This is a genomic window from Kosakonia oryzendophytica (genome assembly GCF_900094925.1).
GTDB lineage: Bacteria > Pseudomonadota > Gammaproteobacteria > Enterobacterales > Enterobacteriaceae > Kosakonia > Kosakonia oryzendophytica.
In genome coordinates, this window is the sequence record NZ_FMAY01000007.1 from 98,001 (window position 1) to 120,398 (window position 22,398).

General features: G+C 51.8%; 22 protein-coding genes, 1 pseudogene and 1 riboswitch. Of the genes and pseudogenes, 13 read left to right on the forward strand and 10 right to left on the reverse strand.

The genetic code is table 11. The annotated features are described in order from the left end of the window. Window positions 1-86: 86 nt before the first annotated feature. From rsmF to yebS, 3 genes are all read right to left on the reverse strand, one after another. Window positions 87-1,526 carry a 16S rRNA (cytosine(1407)-C(5))-methyltransferase RsmF gene (gene rsmF, locus GA0061071_RS13460; RefSeq protein ID WP_209446732.1) on the reverse strand — a complete coding sequence of 480 codons (1,440 nt, stop codon included), beginning with the start codon at window positions 1,524-1,526 and terminating at the stop codon, window positions 87-89. Between the two features lie 78 nt (window positions 1,527-1,604). Next, entirely contained in the window at window positions 1,605-4,238 is a 2,634-nt protein-coding gene (locus tag GA0061071_RS13465; protein ID WP_088237932.1) for a PqiB family protein, read from the reverse strand. Further along, a complete protein-coding gene (gene yebS / locus GA0061071_RS13470; protein WP_088237931.1) occupies window positions 4,207-5,490 on the reverse strand; it encodes a membrane integrity lipid transport subunit YebS in 1,284 nt (427 codons plus the stop codon). Before yebS ends, GA0061071_RS13465 begins: the two co-directional genes overlap by 32 nt. 132 nt (window positions 5,491-5,622) lie before the next feature. On the opposite strand from yebS, the gene GA0061071_RS13475 reads away from it, so the two are divergent. The 4 genes from GA0061071_RS13475 (at window position 5,623) to htpX (ending at window position 10,046) form a co-directional block, all read left to right on the forward strand. Beyond that, entirely contained in the window at window positions 5,623-6,120 is a 498-nt protein-coding gene (locus GA0061071_RS13475; protein ID WP_088237930.1) for a GAF domain-containing protein, read from the forward strand. Between the two features lie 96 nt (window positions 6,121-6,216). Continuing rightward, window positions 6,217-6,903: an RNA chaperone ProQ gene (proQ, locus tag GA0061071_RS13480; protein ID WP_061496629.1), complete on the forward strand. Its 687-nt coding sequence runs from the start codon at window positions 6,217-6,219 to the stop codon at window positions 6,901-6,903. Window positions 6,904-6,922: 19 nt separating this feature from the next. Next, the gene (gene prc / locus GA0061071_RS13485; protein WP_088237929.1) at window positions 6,923-8,971 is read left to right on the forward strand and encodes a carboxy terminal-processing peptidase; all 2,049 of its coding nucleotides are present in this window, start codon (window positions 6,923-6,925) and stop codon (window positions 8,969-8,971) included. Window positions 8,972-9,164: 193 nt separating this feature from the next. Continuing rightward, entirely contained in the window at window positions 9,165-10,046 is an 882-nt protein-coding gene (htpX, locus tag GA0061071_RS13490) for a protease HtpX (protein ID WP_061496621.1), read from the forward strand. 45 nt (window positions 10,047-10,091) lie between these two features. Here the strand turns inward: htpX and GA0061071_RS13495 are convergent, their stop codons facing one another. Then, window positions 10,092-11,462, reverse strand: a complete 1,371-nt coding sequence (locus GA0061071_RS13495; protein WP_088237928.1) for an MFS transporter — start codon at window positions 11,460-11,462, stop codon at window positions 10,092-10,094. 177 nt (window positions 11,463-11,639) lie between these two features. Here GA0061071_RS13495 and kdgR point away from each other — a divergent pair, with 177 nt between their 5' ends. Continuing rightward, window positions 11,640-12,431, forward strand: a complete 792-nt coding sequence (kdgR, locus tag GA0061071_RS13500) for a DNA-binding transcriptional regulator KdgR (RefSeq protein WP_061496615.1) — start codon at window positions 11,640-11,642, stop codon at window positions 12,429-12,431. Between the two features lie 39 nt (window positions 12,432-12,470). Here the strand turns inward: kdgR and GA0061071_RS13505 are convergent, their stop codons facing one another. Then, a complete protein-coding gene (locus GA0061071_RS13505) occupies window positions 12,471-12,710 on the reverse strand; it encodes a YobH family protein (protein WP_088237927.1) in 240 nt (79 codons plus the stop codon). Between the two features lie 161 nt (window positions 12,711-12,871). Between GA0061071_RS13505 and mgrB the strand changes: the two genes are divergently transcribed. The 6 genes and pseudogenes from mgrB to rlmA all read left to right on the forward strand — a co-directional run bounded on the left by mgrB (window position 12,872) and on the right by rlmA (window position 16,228). Further along, the gene (gene mgrB, locus GA0061071_RS13510) at window positions 12,872-13,015 is read left to right on the forward strand and encodes a PhoP/PhoQ regulatory lipoprotein MgrB (RefSeq protein ID WP_061496610.1); all 144 of its coding nucleotides are present in this window, start codon (window positions 12,872-12,874) and stop codon (window positions 13,013-13,015) included. Between the two features lie 74 nt (window positions 13,016-13,089). Next, entirely contained in the window at window positions 13,090-13,380 is a 291-nt protein-coding gene (locus tag GA0061071_RS13515; RefSeq protein ID WP_088237926.1) for a YebO family protein, read from the forward strand. Window positions 13,381-13,397: 17 nt separating this feature from the next. Beyond that, on the forward strand, window positions 13,398-14,417 hold the full coding sequence (locus GA0061071_RS13520) for an MBL fold metallo-hydrolase (protein ID WP_061496604.1): 1,020 nt from the start codon (window positions 13,398-13,400) through the stop codon (window positions 14,415-14,417). A gap of 487 nt (window positions 14,418-14,904) precedes the next feature. After that, window positions 14,905-15,046, forward strand: a pseudogene (locus tag GA0061071_RS23315) (DUF2627 domain-containing protein). 12 nt (window positions 15,047-15,058) lie between these two features. Beyond that, complete coding sequence (gene cspE, locus GA0061071_RS13530; RefSeq protein WP_001062678.1) at window positions 15,059-15,268, forward strand: transcription antiterminator/RNA stability regulator CspE; 210 nt, start codon at window positions 15,059-15,061, stop codon at window positions 15,266-15,268. A 144-nt stretch (window positions 15,269-15,412) separates the two neighbouring features. Further along, on the forward strand, window positions 15,413-16,228 hold the full coding sequence (gene rlmA, locus GA0061071_RS13535; RefSeq protein ID WP_088237925.1) for a 23S rRNA (guanine(745)-N(1))-methyltransferase: 816 nt from the start codon (window positions 15,413-15,415) through the stop codon (window positions 16,226-16,228). Here rlmA and mntP read toward each other — a convergent pair. From mntP to manX, 5 genes are all read right to left on the reverse strand, one after another. Then, entirely contained in the window at window positions 16,225-16,791 is a 567-nt protein-coding gene (gene mntP, locus GA0061071_RS13540) for a manganese efflux pump MntP (RefSeq protein WP_139109661.1), read from the reverse strand. The two genes, rlmA and mntP, sit on opposite strands and share 4 nt — an antisense overlap. A 2-nt stretch (window positions 16,792-16,793) precedes the next feature. Further along, window positions 16,794-16,972, reverse strand: a riboswitch (yybP-ykoY riboswitch). Between the two features lie 196 nt (window positions 16,973-17,168). After that, complete coding sequence (locus GA0061071_RS13545) at window positions 17,169-17,627, reverse strand: DUF986 family protein (RefSeq protein ID WP_088237924.1); 459 nt, start codon at window positions 17,625-17,627, stop codon at window positions 17,169-17,171. A 57-nt stretch (window positions 17,628-17,684) separates the two neighbouring features. After that, window positions 17,685-18,536 carry a PTS mannose transporter subunit IID gene (locus GA0061071_RS13550; protein WP_061496596.1) on the reverse strand — a complete coding sequence of 284 codons (852 nt, stop codon included), beginning with the start codon at window positions 18,534-18,536 and terminating at the stop codon, window positions 17,685-17,687. 12 nt (window positions 18,537-18,548) lie between these two features. Beyond that, on the reverse strand, window positions 18,549-19,349 hold the full coding sequence (locus GA0061071_RS13555) for a PTS mannose/fructose/sorbose transporter subunit IIC (RefSeq protein ID WP_061496594.1): 801 nt from the start codon (window positions 19,347-19,349) through the stop codon (window positions 18,549-18,551). Window positions 19,350-19,412: 63 nt separating this feature from the next. Continuing rightward, window positions 19,413-20,378, reverse strand: a complete 966-nt coding sequence (manX, locus tag GA0061071_RS13560; protein WP_061496592.1) for a PTS mannose transporter subunit IIAB — start codon at window positions 20,376-20,378, stop codon at window positions 19,413-19,415. A 353-nt stretch (window positions 20,379-20,731) separates the two neighbouring features. Here manX and GA0061071_RS23770 point away from each other — a divergent pair, with 353 nt between their 5' ends. After that, a complete protein-coding gene (locus tag GA0061071_RS23770) occupies window positions 20,732-20,845 on the forward strand; it encodes a hypothetical protein (RefSeq protein ID WP_408612870.1) in 114 nt (37 codons plus the stop codon). Beyond that, a complete protein-coding gene (gene yoaE / locus GA0061071_RS13565; protein WP_061496590.1) occupies window positions 20,833-22,395 on the forward strand; it encodes a CNNM family cation transport protein YoaE in 1,563 nt (520 codons plus the stop codon). The genes GA0061071_RS23770 and yoaE overlap by 13 nt, the downstream gene beginning before the upstream one ends. The last annotated feature ends 3 nt before the right edge of the window (window positions 22,396-22,398 follow it).

Below are 22,398 nucleotides of genomic sequence, written 5' to 3' on the forward strand. Positions count from 1 at the left end.
GTACGACCAGTAAGGCCGTCCAAAATTCAGCCTGGTACAACACAGAGCAAGTTGCCAGTCAGATCGTGCTATTTTTTTGCGCGCCGTCACGCATTCCCGGCAAACAAGCGCCCATCGCGCACCAGTTCGCGGGGGTAACTGTTTTTCAGCCGTGAACCGACTTTTTTGGCCAGCCCCAGCGGTTGCCCCTGGAACGTCACAATCACATCATCGCGCGGTGGCGTGGTGTGAGGGTAGATGTCCCGTCCGCGATACCACTCTTCGGCTTCTGCTTGCGTCAGTGGGAAGGCAAGAGGATTATCATGGCCCGCCAGTGCAATGATGGCTTCATGTTGCCAGCGATAACCTTTATTGTGTGTTTCGGCGAGGCGGATACCGATGCGGGAAAAACGGACTTTTCCGATCAGCGGTTCGATATCGGCCGGGAAAAGCCAGATCTCTTTATCCCGCTGCCACAGATGCAGTTCCTCACCCCAACTCAGTCCCACGGCCATTGCTGCTGTTTCAACCAATGTGGCTTCACGCGGTTTCAGCGGGGTGAAGGGGAAAGTTCCCACTTTATAGGTGGGGGGGGGCAGGGCGTCGACATCGGCAGTTTTACGCAGTCTGGCGACAAAGAAGCCTTCGCAGTCGTAAATTTGTGGAAAAACGTGCAGAAAACCGTCGGCAGTGAGCGCGCGTCCAGCATCGGGGAAAAGTTCACCCAGTGGTAGAAACTCAACGGCATGTGGATATTGATCTCGTAACCAATGACAGATGGCTTCGTTTTCATCACGGTTGAGTGTACAGGTGGAATAAACCAGGACTCCGCCGGGACGTAATGCGTGAAAGGCGCTCATGATCAGTTCGCGCTGGGTGGCAGCTATCTCCCGATTGCTGGCGACCGACCAGTTTTTCAGGGCATCGGCATCTTTACGCACTACGCCTTCCCCGGAGCAGGGGGCATCAAGCAAAATCGCATCAAACATCCCCGGTAGCGCGGGGCCAAATACGCGACCATCGAAATGGGTCAACGCAACATTACGGATACCGTTACGACTGATATTGGCATGCAGTACTTTCACCCGACTGGCGGAGAACTCGTTAGCAAGAATAGCGCCTTTGTTTTCCATCTTTGCGGCGATTTGCGTGGTTTTCGACCCTGGCGCGGCCGCGACATCCATCACCCGTTGCGGCATCTCACCGTCGGCAAACAGTGCGGCAACAGGCAACATGGAACTGGCTTCCTGAATGTAAAATAAGCCGCTTAAGTGTTCCGCGGTACTGCCCAGCGGCAGTGTCTCCTCATCATCCCGCTCGATCCAGAAGCCTTCTGCACACCACGGAACAGGCGTCAGTTGCCAGCCATAGGGTGACACCAGCGCCAGAAAATCTGTCACGGTGATTTTTAGCGTATTCACGCGGATACTGCGACGCAGCGGGCGCTGACAGGCAGCGATGAATTCGTCGAAAGAGAGATGTTCCGGCATTGCGAGGCGCATTTGCGCCAGGAATTCTTCAGGAAAGTAGACAGCGTTTTGAGCCACAGAGCGCCCCACAAGGAGTAAAACAGGCGCGCAGTGTAGCATAAAGGCTCCGGCGCAGGCACGCCGGAGCCAGCAGGTTTAACGCGGAAGGGCCGTACCCCATTGACGCCACTCTTTAGGCTCGCTTTCCAGCAACAAGAAGTGTTTACCCGGCTGAGCTTTTGGCGCTAATGGCGTATCGGGTGGCGTTGCGAAGGCAATACCACCGCGAATGAACTGATTAAAGGTGCCGGTTTTCACTACCCCGCCGGTCAAACCAAAGTCCAGCGTGTAACCTGACGCCAGCCAGAATACTGAGTTGTTGCGCACCAGGTGCTGATAACGCTTGCTGATGCGCATCGCCACCATCACACGATCTGACAATGTACCCAGTGTCAATCCTGTCACGGTGCCAACTTCGATACCGCGGAACAACACAGGCGTGCCGATGTTCATCGAACCCACTTCCGGTGCTTCAACCACAATATTTAGCCCATCAAGGTAACGGGAGTCGGTGATGGTGGCTTCGGAAATTTCAAAATCACGTCGCATCTCACCGCGGCCCGGTTCAACATTGATGTAAGGCTGCAACAGCGTATCAAGGTGCTCAACGCCTGCGGCAGAAATTTGCGGTGTGATTACCGAGAAACGTGTACCGGCACGGGCGAAGGTTTGCACATATTCCGGATAGAGCACGGCGCTTGCCTGCACTTCGTTCTTATCCGTGAGCAACTGTAAGTTCTGGATCTGCCCGATATCAATACCCAGATAGCGGATCGGCATTCCCGCGGCCAGTTTACCGGCATCGAATGTATGCAGGGTGATTTGACCGCCCACTGCGCGCGCTGCGGTTTCCGAGGCATAAAGCACGCGTTTATCGCCTTTGCGCACGCGCCCGCTGGCGCCGCTGAGGTTATCAAAACTGATTGCGCCTTTAATCGCCCGGGAAAGTGGAGACGCCTGCACGGTCAGACCGCTGCCATTGAGTTGCACTTTCGCGCCCCCCTCAGCCCAGAACACACTGTTGGTGGTCAGCAAGTCGCGATATTCCGGTTTAATATGCAAATCAATGTCGAATGCATTCGCACGCGGGCGAACGGTTATCACCTGACCTACTTCGAATTTGCGGTAGAGCACCACGGAACCGGTTTGAACATCTGGCAAGGTTTCTGCCGTCAGCGTCAGGGTAGTGGTTGGCAGATCGCTCAGACTGTTTTCGAGCGCTTTATCGAGGTTGGCGAACAGCGGGTAACTTTTTTTCATCTCCCCTTTATCGCCGGGCAGAATGCGGATCCCGCCGCTGACCCACTCGCTGGCGCTGGCAGCGAGGAACTCAACGCCGTCCAGACCCATTTTCACGTCGATGCGGCTGTTGACCACAAATTTGCTGTCACCGTGCACCAGCGAGCGGTATTGCGGATCGATAGCCACGGCAAAAGAGACACCGTCATTTGTGAGGGTGCGTTCCAGCACCTGGCCTATTTGTACGCCATGCAATACCAGAGGTTGTCCGGCGTCGATACCATAACTTTCCGGTGCGGTTAGCGTTAGCGTCAGTACTCCCGGTGCTTGCAATAAAGTTTTGTCTGCCGGCAACACCGGGAACTGATTACGCGGTTGACCTTCGCCCGGCACCAGCTCAAGCGTATTGCCGGTTAACAGCGAACTGATATTAGGGTTATCAAGGGATATTTTGGGACTACGCATCTCAATGCGGGTGGTATCGCGCAGCAAGTTGACGACACCCGGATCAACGGTCAACTCGCCCGTGACGTTACCGCCAGGATTGAGATTGATTTTTGTCAGTTCGCCCACTTCCAGCCCCTGGTACATCAGTGGCGTCGAACCGGCCTTCAGCCCCTGTCCGCCAGGGAGATCCAGTTTCACCAGCACACCGCGCTGGCTATGGGCTAAATCTTCATATAACCCATACTCATCATCTTGTGCGGCCGCTTGTGAGTCATCCGGTGAATCAAAAGCGATAGCGCCATTAACCAACGCCGCCAGGCTTTCAAGTTCTACCTTCGCGCCACTGAGATTCACGTCCGCTTTCACGCCGGACACATTCCAGAAACGGCTGCCTTTCTTGACCAGGTTTGTGAAACGACGCTCGATCAGCACATCGATGGTCACACCTTGTTTGTTGGCATTGATGGCGTAATCGTAGACGCGGCCTACGGGAATTTTGCGAAAATAGACCAGCGATCCACTGTTTAGCGCGCCTAAATCCGGGGCATGCAGATGGATCATCAATTCGCCATTATTCAGACGATATTTCGGCTGGGTATCGAGCGCTGTGAAGTGCTCTTGCGGATCGCCTTTTCCTGGCATCATGCCGATATAGTTACCGCCAACCAGCGCATCCAGCCCGGAGACACCGGCCAGCGACGCTTTCGGCGTGACCAACCAGAACTGGGTTTCGCTGCGCAGGGCATCTTTCATATTGGCTTTGATACTGGCGCGAACTTCAATTTTTTTCAGATCGTCACTCAGGCGAATATCCTGCACGGTACCGACTTCCACACCTTGATACCGCACGGGGGTGCGCCCGGCAACGATGCCATCGGCGGACATAAAATCGATCGTGATGGTATTACCCCGGTCTTCATAGCTGCTCCAGATAAGCCAGCTTGCGATCAACAAGGCAATCACCGGTAACAGCCAGAACGGCGAAATGCGCCGTTTTGATTTTATACGCGCTTCAGTCGGCGAAGCGGGGGTTTCCTGACTCATGTGCATCCCAAAGTAAGCGACTGTCCAGCCATTCCACAGCAAGAATAGTCAAAATTACCGCCGCGCCGAAATAAAACGCGGCCGGTCCCATTGTAAAAGCGAGTAGCTGGTCGCGATTAATCAGTGACATCATCAGTGAAATGACAAACAGATCGAGCATCGACCAACGCCCGATCCAGGTCACAAAGCGCAAAAGCAGCAGGCGAGTGCGTAACCCCTGTTCAAATTTGAAATGGATGCTGAGAAGCAGTGTAAACAGCACAATCACTTTGGTAAACGGCACCAGAATACTGGCGATAAAGACGACTCCTGCTACAGCGATATTGCTGTGTGCAAGTGAAACAATACCAGAGAGAATGGTGTCTTCCTGTCGCGTGCCATTAACGTAGATGATTGAAATTGGCATCAGGTTGGCCGGAAAAAGCAGAATGAATGATGCAATTAGCGATGCCCAGCACTTTTGCAGGCTTTGCTTACGCCGCAAGGGGAGCGGAATATGGCAGCGAGGGCAGCGACCACGCACATCGGGAACGCCCGTAAAGTGACACCCGAGGCAAATACGCAACTGTGGATCGGGACGTTTCGCCGGACGTTGCGGATAAAATCGCTCCCATAATTGCTCAACATTCAGGTGGACAAGCGTCATTACGCTCAGAATCACCAACGCGGCAAAGGCAAACAAACCCACACCCGGCTGCAAGAAGGCGTAATCCTGGACTTTAATCGATGCAACGCCGATGCCCACCAGGTAGATGTCCAGCATCACCCACTCTTTGAGTTTCTCCAGCATTAACAGTACCGGGCGAAGATTCATGCCGATAATATTGCCAAGCCATAAATAGGCAATCGCGGTAACCAAAACCAACGGTGCGCCTACGGTGCAAAACAGGACCATGGCACCGGTGAGCGGCGAGCCCTGAGCGGTCATTTGCCAGATCCCTTGCAACAGATTGGCATCGATACGCACACCTAACAGATACAAGTGCAACAACGGCTCGCCCCAGGCGAAGGGCATCAGCAAAATCATCGTCACCGCCATGGCCCCAAGCCGGGTTAGCGACCAGTCGCGACCATCGCGGACTTTAGCGTCGCAGCAGGGGCAGAATGCACTTTGGTGCGATTTCATAACCGGTAACGCAAAAAGCGTATCGCATTGCGGGCAGCGCTGATAATGTGCGCGGGGCAATGCTTCACCTACCCGGTGAATGGCGAGTTTTTGCGTAGCCGCGAGTTGTCGAATCTTCAGTGCCATTGCGTACGTCAGGAAAGGTTTGAATGAATCTATCTTAACTCATGTCGGGAACATCTTGAGCATCAACGCATTTAATGCTTATTTTAATAGGCTACGCAGTTTTTCAAAGTAAGACACCAAAGTGGTTGGATAATGAACAAAACAGAATTTTACGCGGACCTTAACCGCGATTTTCAGGCGTTAATGGCAGGCGAAACCAGTTTTTTAGCGACGCTGGCGAACACCAGCGCATTACTGTTTGAACGTCTTGATGGGGTGAACTGGGCCGGTTTTTACCTGCTCGAAGGTGATACGCTGGTGTTAGGACCGTTCCAGGGAAAAATTGCCTGTGTGCGTATTCCCGTCGGTCGCGGCGTGTGTGGTACGGCTGTGGCGCAGAACCGCGTTCAGCGTGTGGAAGATGTGCATCAGTTTGATGGACATATTGCCTGTGATGCCGCCAGTAATTCTGAAATCGTATTACCGCTGTCGGTGGATAATCAGATAATTGGCGTGTTGGATATCGACAGCGTTGTCTTCTCGCGTTTCACGGCTGAGGATGAACAAGGGCTGCGCGAGCTCGTGTTGCATCTGGAAAATGTCCTCGCGGGGACTGACTTTAAAAAAATCTTTGCGCCCGTCGCAGGATAATCAACGGATAACGTAGCATTTACGGATAGCGTCATTATAATGACGCCTGTTCATGCCTGCGCTTGTTGGCAACGTCCGTTGTAATCAGGAAATTTCATGGAAAATCAACCTAAGTTGAATAGCAGTAAAGAAGTTATCGCTTTTTTGGCCGAACGTTTCCCTCACTGTTTCAGTGCTGAAGGCGAAGCACGCCCCCTGAAAATCGGCATTTTTCAGGACTTAGTTGAGCGTGTTGAGGGTGAGATGAGTCTCAGTAAAACCCAACTTCGTTCCGCTTTACGTCTTTATACTTCAAGCTGGCGTTACTTGTACGGCATCAAAGCGGGCGCTGCTCGTGTGGATCTCGACGGCAACCCGTGTGGCGTGCTGGATGAGCAGCATGTAGAACATGCACGTAAACAGCTTGAAGAAGCCAAAGCTCGCGTTCAGGCACAGCGTGCTGAACAGCAAGCAAAAAAACGAGAAGCCGCAGCTGCTGCCGGTCAGGAAGAGGCGCCGCGTCGTGAGCGTAAACCTCGTCCGGCTCCGCGTCGTAAAGAAGGCGGCGAGCGCAAACCTCGTGCTGACAAACCTGTCGCGAAAACCCAACGTGCGCCACAGCAGGAAGAGCGTCATACGCCAGTTTCAGATTTATCTGCGCTGAGCGTAGGACAGAACCTGAAAGTGAAGGCGGGGAACAATGCGATGGATGCCACCGTACTGGAAATCACTAAAGATGGCGTTCGCGTACAGCTTAGTTCGGGTATGTCGATGATTGTACGCGCAGAACATCTCTTGTTCTGAAACGGAGGCCTGGCCTGGCATGAACACTTTGTTTAAGCGCACAGCGTTGGTTGGTCTGTTACTTGTAACAGGCCACGCCCTGGCTGTGGAAGATATCACCCGTGCCGATCAAATCCCGGTGTTGAAGGAAGAGACGCAGCACGCGACAGTGAGCGAACGCGTAACCTCGCGTTTCACCCGCTCTCATTACCGCCAGTTCGATCTCGATCAGGCGTTCTCTGCGAAGATTTTCGACCGTTATCTGAATCTGCTGGATTACAGCCACAATGTGTTGTTGGCTGGCGATGTCGATCAGTTTTCGCAGAAGAAAGGTCAACTTGGCGACGAATTGCGCAGCGGCAAACTCGACGTCTTTTATGACCTGTATAACCTGGCGCAAAAGCGCCGTTTTGAACGTTACCAGTACGCTCTGAAAGTGTTAGAGCGTCCGATGGACTTCACCGGTAATGACACGTTCAATCTGGATCGCAGTAAAGCGCCCTGGCCGAAAAATGAAGCAGAGTTGAATGCGCTGTGGGACAGCAAAGTAAAGTATGACGAGTTGAGTCTTAAGCTCACAGGGAAAGACGAAAAAGAAGTGCGCGAAACCCTGGCCCGTCGTTATAAGTTTGCTATTCGTCGCCTGGCGCAGACCAACAGTGAAGACGTGTTCTCTCTGGCCATGACGGCGTTTGCCCGCGAGATCGATCCCCATACTAATTACCTTTCTCCACGTAATACTGAGCAATTTAATACTGAAATGAGTCTCTCACTCGAAGGTATTGGCGCGGTATTGCAGATGGACGACGACTACACCGTGATCAATTCAATGGTTGCAGGCGGCCCGGCGGCGAAAAGTAAAGCTATCAGTGTGGGCGATCGCATCGTCGGCGTTGGGCAGACTGGCCAGAATATGGTGGACGTCATCGGCTGGCGTCTTGACGACGTTGTTGCGCTGATCAAAGGGCCAAAAGGTAGCAAAGTGCGTCTCGAAGTCCTCCCTGCGGGTAAGGGCACGAAAACACGCATTGTGACGCTGACACGTGAACGGATCCGCCTTGAAGATCGGGCCGTGAAAATGTCCGTGAAGACCGTCGGCAAAGAAAAAGTCGGCGTGCTGGATATTCCGGGTTTTTATGTCGGCCTGACTGACGATGTGAAAGTTCAGTTGCAAAAACTGGAAAAACAAAATGTCAGCAGTGTGGTTATTGATTTACGTACTAACGGCGGCGGTGCGCTGACGGAAGCGGTTTCGCTTTCCGGTCTGTTTATTCCGTCCGGTCCGGTTGTTCAGGTTCGTGATAATAACGGCAAGGTGCGTGAAGACAGTGATACCGATGGTGTCGTCTATTACAAAGGGCCGCTGGTGGTGCTGGTTGACCGTTTTAGCGCCTCGGCATCGGAAATCTTCGCTGCGGCAATGCAGGATTACGGGCGTGCACTAATTGTTGGTGAGCCAACCTTCGGTAAAGGAACTGTTCAGCAGTATCGCTCGCTTAATCGTATCTACGATCAGATGCTGCGTCCTGAGTGGCCAGCGCTGGGTTCGGTGCAGTACACCATCCAGAAATTCTATCGTGTGAACGGCGGCAGTACCCAGCGCAAAGGCGTCACGCCGGACATTATTATGCCGACCGGGACGCAGGTGACGGAAACCGGTGAAAAATTTGAAGACAACGCACTGCCGTGGGACAGCATTAATGCAGCCACCTTTGTGAAATCGGGCGATTTGAAACCGTTTGGCGCGGAACTCCTTAAAGATCATGAGGAGCGTATCGCGAAGGATCCTGAGTTCCAGTACATCATGAAGGACATTGCCCGCTTCAATGCCCTGAAAGATAAACGCAATCTCGTATCGCTGAATCTGGCGCAGCGTGAAAAAGAGAATGCGGAAGATGATGCTATTCGTCTCTCCCGTCTCAACGATCGCTTTAAACGTGAAGGCAAGCCGTTATTGAAAAAGCTGGATGATTTGCCGAAGGATTACCAGGAGCCGGACCCATACCTTGATGAGACGGTTCATATTGCGCTTGACCTTGCGCATCTGGATAAAGACAAACCGGCGGAACAACCCGCTCCCGCGAAGTAAAAGCAAGCAGGCACAAGAAATTGTGCCTGTTTTTTTTAACAATCCTCCGTTGGCGTAAGCATTGTGCTACAAAATGTAAAGTTGTGTCTTTCTGGTGACTTACGCTGTCCCGATGCTTGAAAATACCGTTTATACCCATACGATGTGGGTAATCGCATAGTGCGTTTTGTTAAATCGAGGTTAAAAGAAAATTATGATGCGAATCGCGCTCTTCCTGTTGACTAACCTGGCCGTTATGTTGGTATTCGGTCTGGTGCTTAGCCTGACGGGCATTCAGTCGAGCAGCGTTCAGGGCTTGCTAATCATGGCGCTGCTGTTTGGTTTTGGTGGCTCATTCATTTCCCTGTTGATGTCCAAATGGATGGCGCTGAAATCTGTAGGTGGGGAAGTCATTGAGCAACCGCGCAACGAAATGGAACGCTGGTTGATGGATACGGTGGCACAGCAGTCCCGCCAGGCAGGCATCGCTATGCCGCAGGTGGCCATTTACCATGCGCCGGATATCAACGCATTTGCAACCGGCGCGCGCCGGGATGCTTCTCTGGTTGCTGTGAGTACCGGACTGTTACAAAACATGAGTCGTGATGAAGCCGAAGCAGTTATCGCGCATGAAATCAGCCATGTGGCGAACGGCGATATGGTGACTATGACGCTGATCCAGGGCATCGTGAACACCTTCGTTATCTTTATTTCCCGCATCATTGCGCAGATTGCTGCAGGTTTCCTGAGTGGAAACCGTGATGATGGTGAAGAGAGCAATGGCAACCCGTTGATCTATTTCGCCGTGGCGACCGTGCTGGAGCTGGTATTCGGTATTCTGGCGAGCATCATTACCATGTGGTTCTCCCGCCATCGCGAATTCCATGCGGACGCCGGTTCGGCGAAACTGGTGGGGCGCGAGAAGATGATTGCAGCCCTGCAACGCCTTAAAACCAGCTATGAGCCGCAGGAAGCCAGCAGCATGATGGCGTTTTGCATCAACGGTAAGTCTAAATCACTGAGTGAACTGTTTATGACTCACCCGCCGCTGGACAAACGTATTGAGGCTTTACGCACTGGTGAATATCTGAAATAAGCTGCTTGTGGAAAGTAAAAAAGCGCGTCTACCGACGCGCTTTTTTTATGTCGAACGCGGCTGCGTAACGCGTAACCCACTGATCACCGCAGCCAGCAAGGCCAGTAATCCGGCCAGCAGCAGTGAAACGTGTGTTCCGGTGGTATCAAACAGGTTAAACATCAGCGCTACCAGTGCAGCGCCGGAACTTTGCCCCAGTAAACGGGCCGTACCCAGCATACCGCTGGCCCCACCACTGCGCTGCCGGGGGGCTGCGGTAATAATCGTATGGTTATTAGGCGATTGGAACAGGCCAAAGCCAGCGCCGCACAGCGCCATGCGCCAGACAATATCGATATCAGCAGGCGCAGCCGGGAGTATTGCGAGTGCGAACAACCCCACAGCCATCATCGCCAGGCCCAATGCGCCGAGCATCCCTGCATGTACCCGCTCAATCAGATAACCTGCCAGCGGCGCCATTACCATGGTGGCCAGCGGCCAGGGCGTTAACAATATGCCACTTTCCACTTCACTACGCCCAAGCGTGGTTTGCAGGAAAAAGGGCAGAGAAACCAGCGCCAACATCTGGGCGCAGAATGAGCAAACCGAGGTGCAGATAGAGAGCGAAAACAATGGAATGCGCAACAGATCAACCGGCAGGAGCGGTACAGGCAGCCGGAGTTGTCTGCGAACAAACAACCAGCCCGTTATCAACAATGCAATGATTTCCACACCGACCACGCTAACAGATTGCCCCTGTGCAAAACCGCTGAGTGCAGTAATCAAAAGCCCAAATGTGAGGGCATTCATCACGGCGCTGGGTAAATCAAATTTTGGCATGGTGCTGCGTGCCCCGTTGGGCGGCAGAAATTTGATGGCCAGTAACAAGGCAATAATGCCCAACGGCACATTAACCAAAAATAACCATTGCCAGGAAGCGACAGAGAGTATTGCTGAGGCAAGCGTTGGCCCGGCGGCAGAAGAAACCGCGACAACAAACGAGTTAATGCCCATCCCGCGCCCCAGCCTGCGCTGAGGGTAGATAAGGCGTATCAACGCCGTGTTAACGCTCATGAGCGCAGCACCGCCGAAACCTTGCGCCACGCGTGCCAATGTTAGCGTAAGAAGCGAGTCTGACAGTGCGCAAAGCAGCGAGGTTAAAGTGAATAATACCAGCCCACATTGATAAACACGGCGATAGCCGAACATGTCGCCAAGGAAAGAGAGCGTCAGCAACGAGACGACAATAGCAATCTGATAAGCGTTAACGATCCAGATGGAACTGGCCGGGGAGGCATTCAGATCGCGGGCGATAGTCGGCAGGGCGACGTTGGCGATGGCACCGTCCAGCACTGCCATAGCGATGCCGATGACGATCGTCAGAATTGCGCCATAGCGCAGCGGCACGGGGAGACCGTCTGTGGAACTTTTATCCATACAGATTTCAGGGCTATAATCACAGAGTTATTTGTATAATGATTCTATCATTGGTATTCCGGCTTTATGTCGCAGATTTGTAACGAAGTTAGCAAACGCGCATTGCGGCGGTAGGTCGACGAATTTATAATAAAAACCGATTCTGATTTTTATAAAACACAGGCGATGAGGTGATTAATGGCAATCGCAGATTTGGATAAGCAGCCAGATTCTGTCTCTTCTGTATTGAAGGTATTTGGCATTCTGCAGGCGCTCGGCGAAGAGCGTGAGATCGGTATCACCGAGCTTTCGCAGCGTGTCATGATGTCAAAAAGCACCGTTTATCGCTTTTTGCAAACAATGAAGTCTTTGGGCTATGTCGCGCAGGAAGGGGAGTCTGAAAAATATTCCCTGACCCTGAAATTGTTCGAACTGGGCGCCCGTGCGTTACAAAACGTTGATTTGATCCGCAGTGCGGACATTCAGATGCGTGAACTCTCCCGTCTGACGAAAGAGACCATCCACTTGGGTGCGCTGGATGAAGACAGCATTGTTTACATCCACAAGATTGATTCAATGTATAACTTGCGTATGTACTCACGCATTGGTCGTCGTAACCCGCTGTACAGCACTGCGATTGGTAAAGTTCTGCTGGCGTGGCGTGACAAGGAAGAAGTACTGCAAATTCTGGACGGCGTGGAATACAAACGCAGCACCGATCGCACCATTACCAGTACGGAAGATCTGTTGCCGATGCTGGATATTGTGCGTCAGCAGGGCTATGGCGAAGATAACGAAGAGCAAGAAGAAGGTTTACGCTGTATCGGTGTGCCGGTATTTGACCGTTTTGGCGTGGTGATTGCTGGCTTGAGTATCTCTTTCCCGACACTGCGTTTCTCTGAAGAGCGTCTGCACGAATACGTGGAGATGCTGCATCACGCAGCGCGGAAAATCTCTGAGCAGATGGGATATAACGACTACCCGTTCTGATAAAAAAGCCGCCATCAGGCGGCTTTTTTTGTTTCTGCGTTAACCGTTATCAATCGCGGTATCGCTCTTGCGAAGCAACGGGCAGTTTGCCAGCCCGAAAAAACCGTTATCAGAATGAACATATTGTGCGGTACTGGTGCCGCGCGCGGTTACATATTTACATTGCAGACCTAACCCTGCCGCGTTCTCATGACTTCCAATCAGTACCCCGTAGCCGCTCAGCAAAAGCCCAATCCACACGAGTGCGATAAGGATTACGCCCCGGATAAGTGTACGCATATTAGCTCCTTGCATAGTGGAAAACGTTACGCTTAGGCTACTAAGTTTACCTTGTGAAACAAGTCGAGCATTCCTAAAAAAAGCGAAAGGGGATACAGTTAGTCGCGGTTTAGGGAGGCCATGTTAACCTGGTTGTACCTTGTAACGTTGCGGAGAGTGGAGTGAGAAAATTTAGATGGCTGATCCTGGCTGCCGTTTTGGTGGTCTGCCTGCTGCTCTGGACTCAAATGATTAACGTGATGTGCGATCAGGATGTACAATTCTTCAGCGGCATCTGCGTCATCAACAAATTCATCCCCTGGTAATGGCATTTTTTCAGTGAGAGATTTCCTTCCTTGACGTCAGTGGTAAAATGCCGCGTCTACATTGAGGTGGTGAAATGAACGAAGTAATGAATTCGGGTGCGCTTAATTTTGCGTCCCTCGTGGTTTCTTTGGTGGTTTTGGTTGTTGGTCTGGTGTTGTGGTTTTTTATCAATCGCGCCAGTTCCCGTACAAACGAGCAGATTGAACTGCTTGAAGCGCTGTTAGATCAGCAAAAAAGACAAAATGCGCTGTTGCGCCGTCTGTGTGAATCTAACGAGCCGGAGAAAGAAGAGACGCCTGAACCGGTAAAAGCACAGGCAAAAGAGGATGACGAGGATTTCATCCGCCTGGTGGCAGAACGCTAACCGCGCTGGAGGGCGAGATGGCCTGGAAGAATCCCTGGTATAATCCTGCTCTCCCGCATCACACTCCTGAAGGGTTCACCAACACGACGCCCGTCGTCAACCAGCCTGGTGATCTAAAACGCTGGCGCAATGAGCGCAAAGCCGCCGGGCTTCCTAAACCTCCCGCTAATGGCTATGAGTGCTTCACTGAGAAGTGGTGGCAAAAAGCGGTGCTGGATCGAGAACAAACTGATGGTCTGTGGTGGCTGGGACATGCCAGCATTCTTTTGCGGTTGCAAGGACGTTATCTGCTGACCGATCCGGTCTTTTCTCACCGCGCATCACCCGTACGTTTTGCTGGCCCACAGCGACGTACCCCTCCTGCGCTTGATGTTGCTGACCTTGTACAACTCGACGCTATCCTGATTTCACATAATCATTATGATCACCTGGATAAAGGGACGTTGCGGCAGGTGCTCCGGCGTTTTCCCGAGGTGCACTTTTTTGTGCCGCTGGGTTTAGGTCATTGGGTTCGTCGACTTGGCGCACGCTATGTTGTTGAGCTGGACTGGTGGCAATCGGTGGTGTTCAAAGGGTTGTCGCTGACGGCTGTGCCTGCCAGGCACTGGAGTATGCGAACATTTTGGGATCGTAATCGTTCACTCTGGTGTGGGTGGGTCGTTGCTTCTGACACTCTTCGCTTCTGGTTTGCAGGTGATACGGCCTATACGCCGGAGCTGTTACAGATTCCAGAAAAATTAGGTGTCCTGAATGTTGCGGCGCTACCAGTGGGTGCGTTTGCGCCCCGCTGGTTCATGTCAAAACATCATATGGATCCGCAGGATGCCGTTACACTGTGGCAACAACTTGGGATGCCGCTGGCTTTTCCCGTGCATTGGGGCGTGTTTGAACTTGCTGATGAGTCACTGGATGAGCCGGTAAATGAATTGCAATGCGCATTAAACGAAACGGCAAAAGATATTGTTAACTTCAGAATCCTGAAAATCGGTGGGTATTTATCCCTCACAAATTATACAGCTTCACTTAAAAAGATGTGAGCTGTTATAAAATTGCACTGTTTTATTTGTCGAAACGTTTTTATTGCCTTTTTGTGAGGCATTGTCATCATAATTTCATTATTTTGGTGCAAGCATTAACTTATTTGCACAACAAATATTCGATAGTAAACCCGGGGGATAGTTTCTTCTCTGGTCATAATTGTTTTAAGAATCGTCCTGGACAAGTGAGCAAGCATAACTATGCTAAAAAAGTACTGACGATATACGGTATATGCATAGCTTTTTCGTAGCGGACGTGGACGTATGGAACTTATTGAGCTATGGTAAAAAAACACCCAATACGGGGCGTAGATCCGACGCATTGAATCGTCTGCTATAACGTTCAAAGTAATGCATAAAAGTGCGCTTGATACTTTGATAACCTTAGAATTTGTGCGGCGGATCCAGACATGTTTAAAAATGGCTTGCCTTAAATTACGTATTGTGTGATAACACGTTTTGGGTCAAACGAGGTACAGTTCTGTTTATGTGTGGCATTTTCAGTAAAGAAGTCCTGAGTAAACACGTTTCGTTGAATACAGCTTCTCTGCCGAACCTTATATTAGTGCCTCAAGCAGTAATGTCTCAGTTTTCTCAGTCAATGCCTGCGGGCGAAGTATATACATTAAGGAATTTAGCAAATGGCAAAGATTAAAGGTCAAGTTAAGTGGTTCAACGAGTCCAAAGGTTTTGGTTTCATTACTCCTGCTGATGGCAGCAAAGATGTGTTCGTACACTTCTCTGCAATCCAGGGTAACGGTTTCAAAACTCTGGCCGAAGGCCAGAACGTTGAGTTTGAAATTCAGGACGGTCAGAAAGGCCCGGCTGCAGTTAACGTAACTGCTATCTGATTTCGACACCTCTGAGCTTGAAGCGCCTTGCGCGCATCAATGTCAGCGATAAAAGCCTCGCCATTGTGCGGGGCTTTTTAATTTCCCCGGTACGGCAAATGGCGGTACACTTTCGCCTTTTGAGAAATCCCCTCCGGAGCTTTTATGCCTTTCAGTTGCCCACTGTGTCACGCGCCGTTAAACCGTCGTGAGAATGCCTTTGTTTGTCCTCAACGACACCAGTTTGACATTGCAAAGGAAGGCTATGTGAACCTGCTGCCTGTGCAGCACAAACGTTCACGCGATCCTGGAGATAGCGCTGAGATGATGCAGGCGCGGCGTGCATTTCTTGATGCCGGGCACTACCAACCGTTGCGTGATGCCATTAGTGCCCTGCTGCAGGCGAGATTGCCAGAGCAGGCGGATGCCGTGCTGGATATTGGCTGTGGAGAAGGGTATTACACGCAGGCTTTTGCGGCGATTGCTGAACAGCACGGGGCATGCACATTTGGCCTGGATGTTTCGAAAGCTGCGATTCGTGCTGCGGCGAAACGCTACTCGCAGGTGATGTTCTGTGTAGCGTCCAGTCATCGTTTGCCGTTTGAAGATAACAGTATCGATGCGTTGGTGCGTATTTACGCACCCTGCAAAGCCGAGGAGCTGGCGCGTGTCGTTAAACCCGGTGGCGTGGTGATCACTGCCGCACCCGGCCCGCGTCATCTGATGGAGCTTAAGGGGCTTATCTATGATGAGGTGCAGTTGCACGCGGAGAGTGCAGGTGAGATCGCGGGTTTTACCGTCATTGGCCAGCAATCATTGGCTTATGATATGACGTTAACCGGTCAGCAGGCCGTCGCGTTATTGCAGATGACCCCGTTTGCCTGGCGTGCGAAAGCAGAAGTGTGGGAAACATTAGCGGCAACGGAAGATTTCCGCTGCCAGACAGATTTCAGTATTCACTGCTTACAGCGGGACAATTAACCGGCGAAGTGGCTCCACAGGATCTGCGCGCCGATACCAATCAGTACGATCCCGCCGAGGATCTCGGCGCGTTTGCCCAGCAACGGGCCAATAAAACGGCCAATCATCATCCCCAGCGTGGACATGATGAGTGTGGCGCAGCCAATTGCCAGCGCAGTGGCCAGAATATTGACCTGCAGGAAAGCCAGTCCGACACCGACGGCCATAGCATCCAGGCTGGTAGCGATGGCGGTGGTGACCAGCAACCAGAAACCGTGGCGTTGGGGGATTTTTGTCGTTTCGCCATCATCGCCGCTGAAGCCTTCCAGTATCATGCGTCCACCAAGAAAGACCAGCAGGACAAAGGCTAGCCAGTGATTCCATTCAAGCACGAATTGGGTCGCCAGCATGCCAAGTCCCCAGCCGATTAAGGGCGTCAGGGTTTCGATTACGCCAAAGATTAGGCCAGTACGCAGGGCTTCTGAGAATTTGGGTTTGTGAAGTGTGGCGCCTTTACCGATAGAAGCAGCAAATGCATCCATGGACATGCCAAAAGCGAGAAGGATAGTTGCAGATAAGTTCATTCGAGCGTCCAGACCGGGAGTTCCATATAACACACCACTGCCCCCAGTAAACAGCAGTTGGTGTGTCAATGGTCTCGCCTGACTGCTGATATACAGTCCGTACGCGCCACGTTTTGCAACGAGTATGTTGACACGTACATTTCCGGGTGGTGGAAATCGGCTACTCCCCAACGACGGACGCACATTAACATATTTTGAGAATATAAAACAACAGTAGGGGAATATAATTCATTTTGCCAATTGATAACGATTGTCATTTAGATTTATGCGTGAAAATAACGTTAAATAATATAAGCATCTATAAATCTAAATATAGCAAAGGCTATAATACTGTGTGTTTTTTGTACGCAAAAATATAGTCATTGTTATAACTTAATTTATTGAGTTTTAAGGAGAATGTTATATATTTTCTCCAGGTCATCTATATTCCGCACGCGAATAAGCAATCGCCGCTGTTCTAATTGCATCACCAGTACGCCGTCTTCCGATAAATTTATCTCTTTAATGCGGTTATATTCAATCCAGACATTGGCGAAGAAAAAACCACGCTCCTTAAAGATGATCTTCGGTGTGCGGATCCAAAAGAGATAAACACCAAGTAACGCCAGCGCAAATAATAACCACATGCTTAATGATGCACCGCCATTTATCGTATTGTTATAGATAAGAATGACAAGCAGACCGACAAAGATAGCGCCGTCGGTGCGGCTTCGGCGCAGTAAGGGGATGGTGAGCAGAGAAGGGCCTTTGCGTCGCGGCATAATGAATTCATCATACAGTGCGAAAGCCAGTAGAGCGGCAACAAACAGTATCAGCACGATATCCGTAATCGTCATTCTTCCTCCGGTACATAAAAAAACGGGGGCATAAGCCCCCGGTTACAGCATCATGAATTACAGCCCCAGTAAACCAATGGCGTAGCCGACAATCCCGATGATAAAGAACCCAACAATGATCCACAGCGGGTTCACTTTCTTACGCAGCAGCCACATACAGGCGAAGGTCAGCAGCAGCGGCACCAGGCCGGGCATTAACTGATCAAGAATGGTTTGCACGGTCGTGACATTCGTTTTACCAGTCTGATCGGTGATTTGCGACACCACCAGTGGAATGTTCACATGCGTCCATTTGTTGACCAGCGCCCCCATGACAAACAGCCCAAGGATGGATGCACCTTCAGTCAGTTTCTGCAGAAAGCCACCGCCCATATCTTTAACGATATCGATACCTTTACGATAGCCATACGCTACACCGTAGTAGCGTGTTGCCAGACGAACAATATTAAACAGGAAAAAGAACAATAATGGGCCAAGCAGACTGCCGCTCATGGCGATCCCTGCGCCCAGTGCGGCGAAAACCGGGCGGACAGTCCCCCAGAAAATCGGGTCGCCAACACCGGCTAACGGCCCCATCAGACCTACTTTGATACCGTTAATGGCACCGTCGTCGATCTCTGCACCGTTTGCGCGCTGCTCTTCCATCGCCAGCGTCACGCCCAACACTGGAGCGGCAACGTAAGGATGGGTGTTAAAGAATTCCAGATGACGTTTGATCGCCTGACGGCGTGCTTCGTTATTTTCCGGATACAGACGTTTAATCGCCGGCACCATGGAGAAGCAGAACCCCAGCGCCTGCATACGTTCGAAGTTCCATGAACCCTGGAACAGGTTAGAACGGATGAACACGCCGCGAATATCACCAGGAGTGAGTTTTTTCTCAGTCGTTGCTTTAGTCATATCAACCATGTCGCTCACCTGTTAATCCAGTTCGTTGTCGAGATCGTTAGATGCAGCCGCCTGAGCAGGACCGCCTGCCGCGCGGTTATATTTCGGGCTAACCTGAATGTAGAGAATCGCCATCACCGCGCCAATGACCCCCAGTGAGACAAGGTTAAAGTTGGTGAAGGCCGCTGTTACGAAGCCGAGATAGAAGAACGGCATCAGGTAGCCTGCGCGCATCATGTTGATGACCATCGCATAACCGACTACGACAATCATGCCGCCGGCGATGTTCAGACCGCTGGTCACCACTTCCGGAATGGCGTTCAACATGCTCTGAACTTCGCTGGTTCCGACAGAGATAGCCACGATCACCGCCGGGATAGCGATACGCATGGCTTGCAGGAACAGCGATGAAACGTGGATCCAGGAAAGCGCCGTCAGGTTGCCGGTTTCCGCAGCTTTATCCGCCGCATGCTGGAAACCAACGGTGATAGTACGAACGATAATGGTCAGCACCTGGCCTGCTGCCGCCAGTGGAATCGCCAGCGCAATACCCGCCCCAATGCTCTGATGCCCGCCAATAACCAGAATGGTCGAGATAATGGACGCCAGCGCCGCATCCGGCGCAACCGCCGCACCGATATTCATCCAGCCCAGTGCGATCATTTCCAGCGTACCGCCGATGATGATACCGGTTTTCATATCACCCAGGACGATACCCACCAGCGTACATGCCACCAACGGACGGTGGAACTGGAATTCGTCGAGTATCGACTCCATACCGGCAATACATGCGACAACGAACACCAGCACAATCTGAAGAGTGGTAATCTCCATTGTACTTCTCCTATAGCTAAATCAGACGTAAATGTGAAAACTGAGTCAATCAGGCCGCCGCGGTTATTTCGCCACTTTGCTGATCAAATCCATCATTTTCAGTTTCGGGTCGTTTGAAACTTTACGGACTTCCAGCTCAATACCGCGCTCATTCAGTTTCTTAAACGCAGCGATATCTTTTTCGTCCACCGAAACGGCGTTGTTCACCTGGGTTTTACCCTGACGATAGGCCATGCCACCGATGTTGACGGAGGTAATTTTGACCCCATCTTCAACGACACGCAGCACATCGGTCGGATTGGTGAACAACAGCATCACGCGCTCACCCGCATATTTAGGGTTGTTGTAGACGCGGCCCATTTTCGCCACATCCACCACATGCGCCGTCACGCCTGGAGGCGCTACCTGAGTCAGGAGTGTTTTACGCACGTTGTCCGCCGCCACTTCGTCGCTAACAACGATAATGCGTGTCACGTTCGTCTCTTTGGTCCAGCGTGTCGCCACCTGACCATGGATAAGACGGTCATCGATACGCGCGAGGCCAATCAGCATGTAGTCATTAGGCCCCATCGGTCTTGCGGGAGCAGCGGCTTTTGCTGCCGGGGCAGGGGTTGGAGCGGGTTTTTCCACCGGTTGTGCCTTCAGCGCTTTCACGCCTTCGCGTCCGGTTTCAACCGCCAGCGCCACCAGCTCGTCGAAGGTGGGATTATCGTCCCTGGCCATCAGTGTCTCTACCAGCATGGGAATATTGACGCCGGCAATCACTTCGTAATGCTCTTTATCGACGACAATGCGACTGGCAGCATTAAACGGGCTGCCGCCCCATGTATCAACGAGAAATAGCACGCCCTTGCTGGTTTCCAGTTTCTCCAGTTGCGCGTTGTATTTTTCGATTAACGTTTCCGCATTTTCCCCGGGAACGAAATCTATCCAACCGACGTTCTCCTGCTCGCCTAGCAGCATCTCGGCGGTTTTGAGCAGCTGTTCCGCAGCCCAACCATGTGTGCCTAGTACAATAGCAATGGTCACTTGCTACCTCCTTCTTCTTGTCGTAAACACATCGCGACTCGATGTATTGTGAATCGGCCTGACTGACCGAATCGATTCAGATAAGGGTTTAAGAGAACACCTATGACTTTCGAGAATTATTTTAGAGAGCGAAAAAATAATTTATGTGATGAAGATCCGTAATTTAGGTTTACTGCTTTTGGAAATTTCGAACCGCGAAATATCCCCGTAAACTGCAAAGTCTGGTAAATCTTTGCAAAATGTAAAGTCTGTCTGATATGTTTATCCTCCGTTGAATTTGTCAGGAGTAGAGGGCAGCAGCCCACCGTATGGACCGTCACCGACGTCAGTTCACCTTTTGGCCTTCCCGTGCCATGCATTCCGGCGTTTTCCGCCATTTTCCAATTACGTTCGATGTCATCACGCCTGTGCGTTTCCGCACGCCGTTTAGCCATTCCTTAAGCTGGAGCTTGTTATGGAATTCCTGATGGATCCCTCTATCTGGGCGGGATTGTTGACACTGGTTGTTCTGGAAATTGTACTGGGTATTGATAACCTGGTATTTATTGCCATCCTCGCCGATAAACTGCCGCCAAAGCAGCGCGATAAAGCGCGCCTGATTGGCTTATCGCTGGCGCTGGTGATGCGACTGGGACTGCTGTCGCTGATCTCGTGGATGGTGACGCTGACTAAACCGCTGTTTTCCGTCTGGGACTTCACCTTCTCCGGTCGTGATTTAATCATGCTGTTCGGTGGTGTCTTCCTCTTGTTCAAAGCCACAACTGAACTGCACGAACGGCTGGAAAACCGTGAGCATGATAGCGGGCACGGAAAAGGCTACGCCAGCTTCTGGGTGGTGGTGGTGCAAATCGTTATTCTGGACGCCGTGTTTTCCCTCGATGCGGTGATCACCGCGGTGGGCATGGTGAACCACTTACCGGTGATGATGGCGGCGGTGGTCATCGCCATGGCCATGATGCTGCTGGCATCCAAACCATTGACGCGTTTCGTCAATCAGCATCCAACCGTGGTGGTGCTCTGTCTGAGTTTCCTGCTGATGATTGGTTTAAGTCTGGTGGCGGAAGGTTTCGGTTTCCATATTCCGAAAGGTTACCTCTACGCCGCGATCGGTTTCTCCATCATCATTGAGTTCTTCAACCAGATTGCGCGCCGTAACTTTATCCGCAACCAGTCTCATCTGCCGCTGCGCGCCCGCACTGCGGATGCCATTTTGCGTCTGATGGGCGGTCGCCAGCGCCAGACAAATCCGCAGATTGAAGCAGACAGCCAGGCGCAAGTGCCCGTACCTGAAGGCGCTTTTGCGGAAGAAGAACGCTATATGATCAACGGTGTGTTGACGCTGGCTTCCCGCTCGCTGCGTAGCATCATGACGCCGCGCGGGGATATCAGTTGGGTGGACGCGAATCTGAGCGTCGATCAGATTCGCCAGCAATTGCTCTCCTCGCCGCACAGCCTGTTCCCGGTTTGTCGCGGTGAACTGGATGAAGTGATCGGTATCGTGCGTGCCAAAGAGATGCTGGTGGCACTGGAAGAGGGGACGGATGTCGCTGCTATCGCATCGGCCACCCCTGCGATTGTCGTGCCGGAAACATTGGATCCGATCAAATTGCTGGCGGTTCTGCGCCGTGCACGCGGCAGCTTTGTTATCGTGACTAACGAGTTTGGTGTGGTACAGGGTCTCGTCACTCCACTGGACGTGCTGGAAGCCATCGCCGGTGAGTTCCCGGACGCCGATGAAACGCCGGAGATTATCACCGATGGTGATGGTTGGTTAGTCAAAGGGACCACCGATTTGCATGCGCTGCAGCATACGTTGGGTCTGAATAGTCTGGTCAATGACGATGAAGACATTGCCACCGTTGCAGGTCTTGTTATCTCGGCAAAAGGTCAGATCCCGCAGCCCGGCGAGGTACTGGAAATCGCGCCGCTGCATATCACCGTTGTCGAAGCCAACGACTACCGTGTTGATCTGGTTCGTGTTGTTAAAGAGCAGGTGGATCACGACGAAGAAGAGTAATGG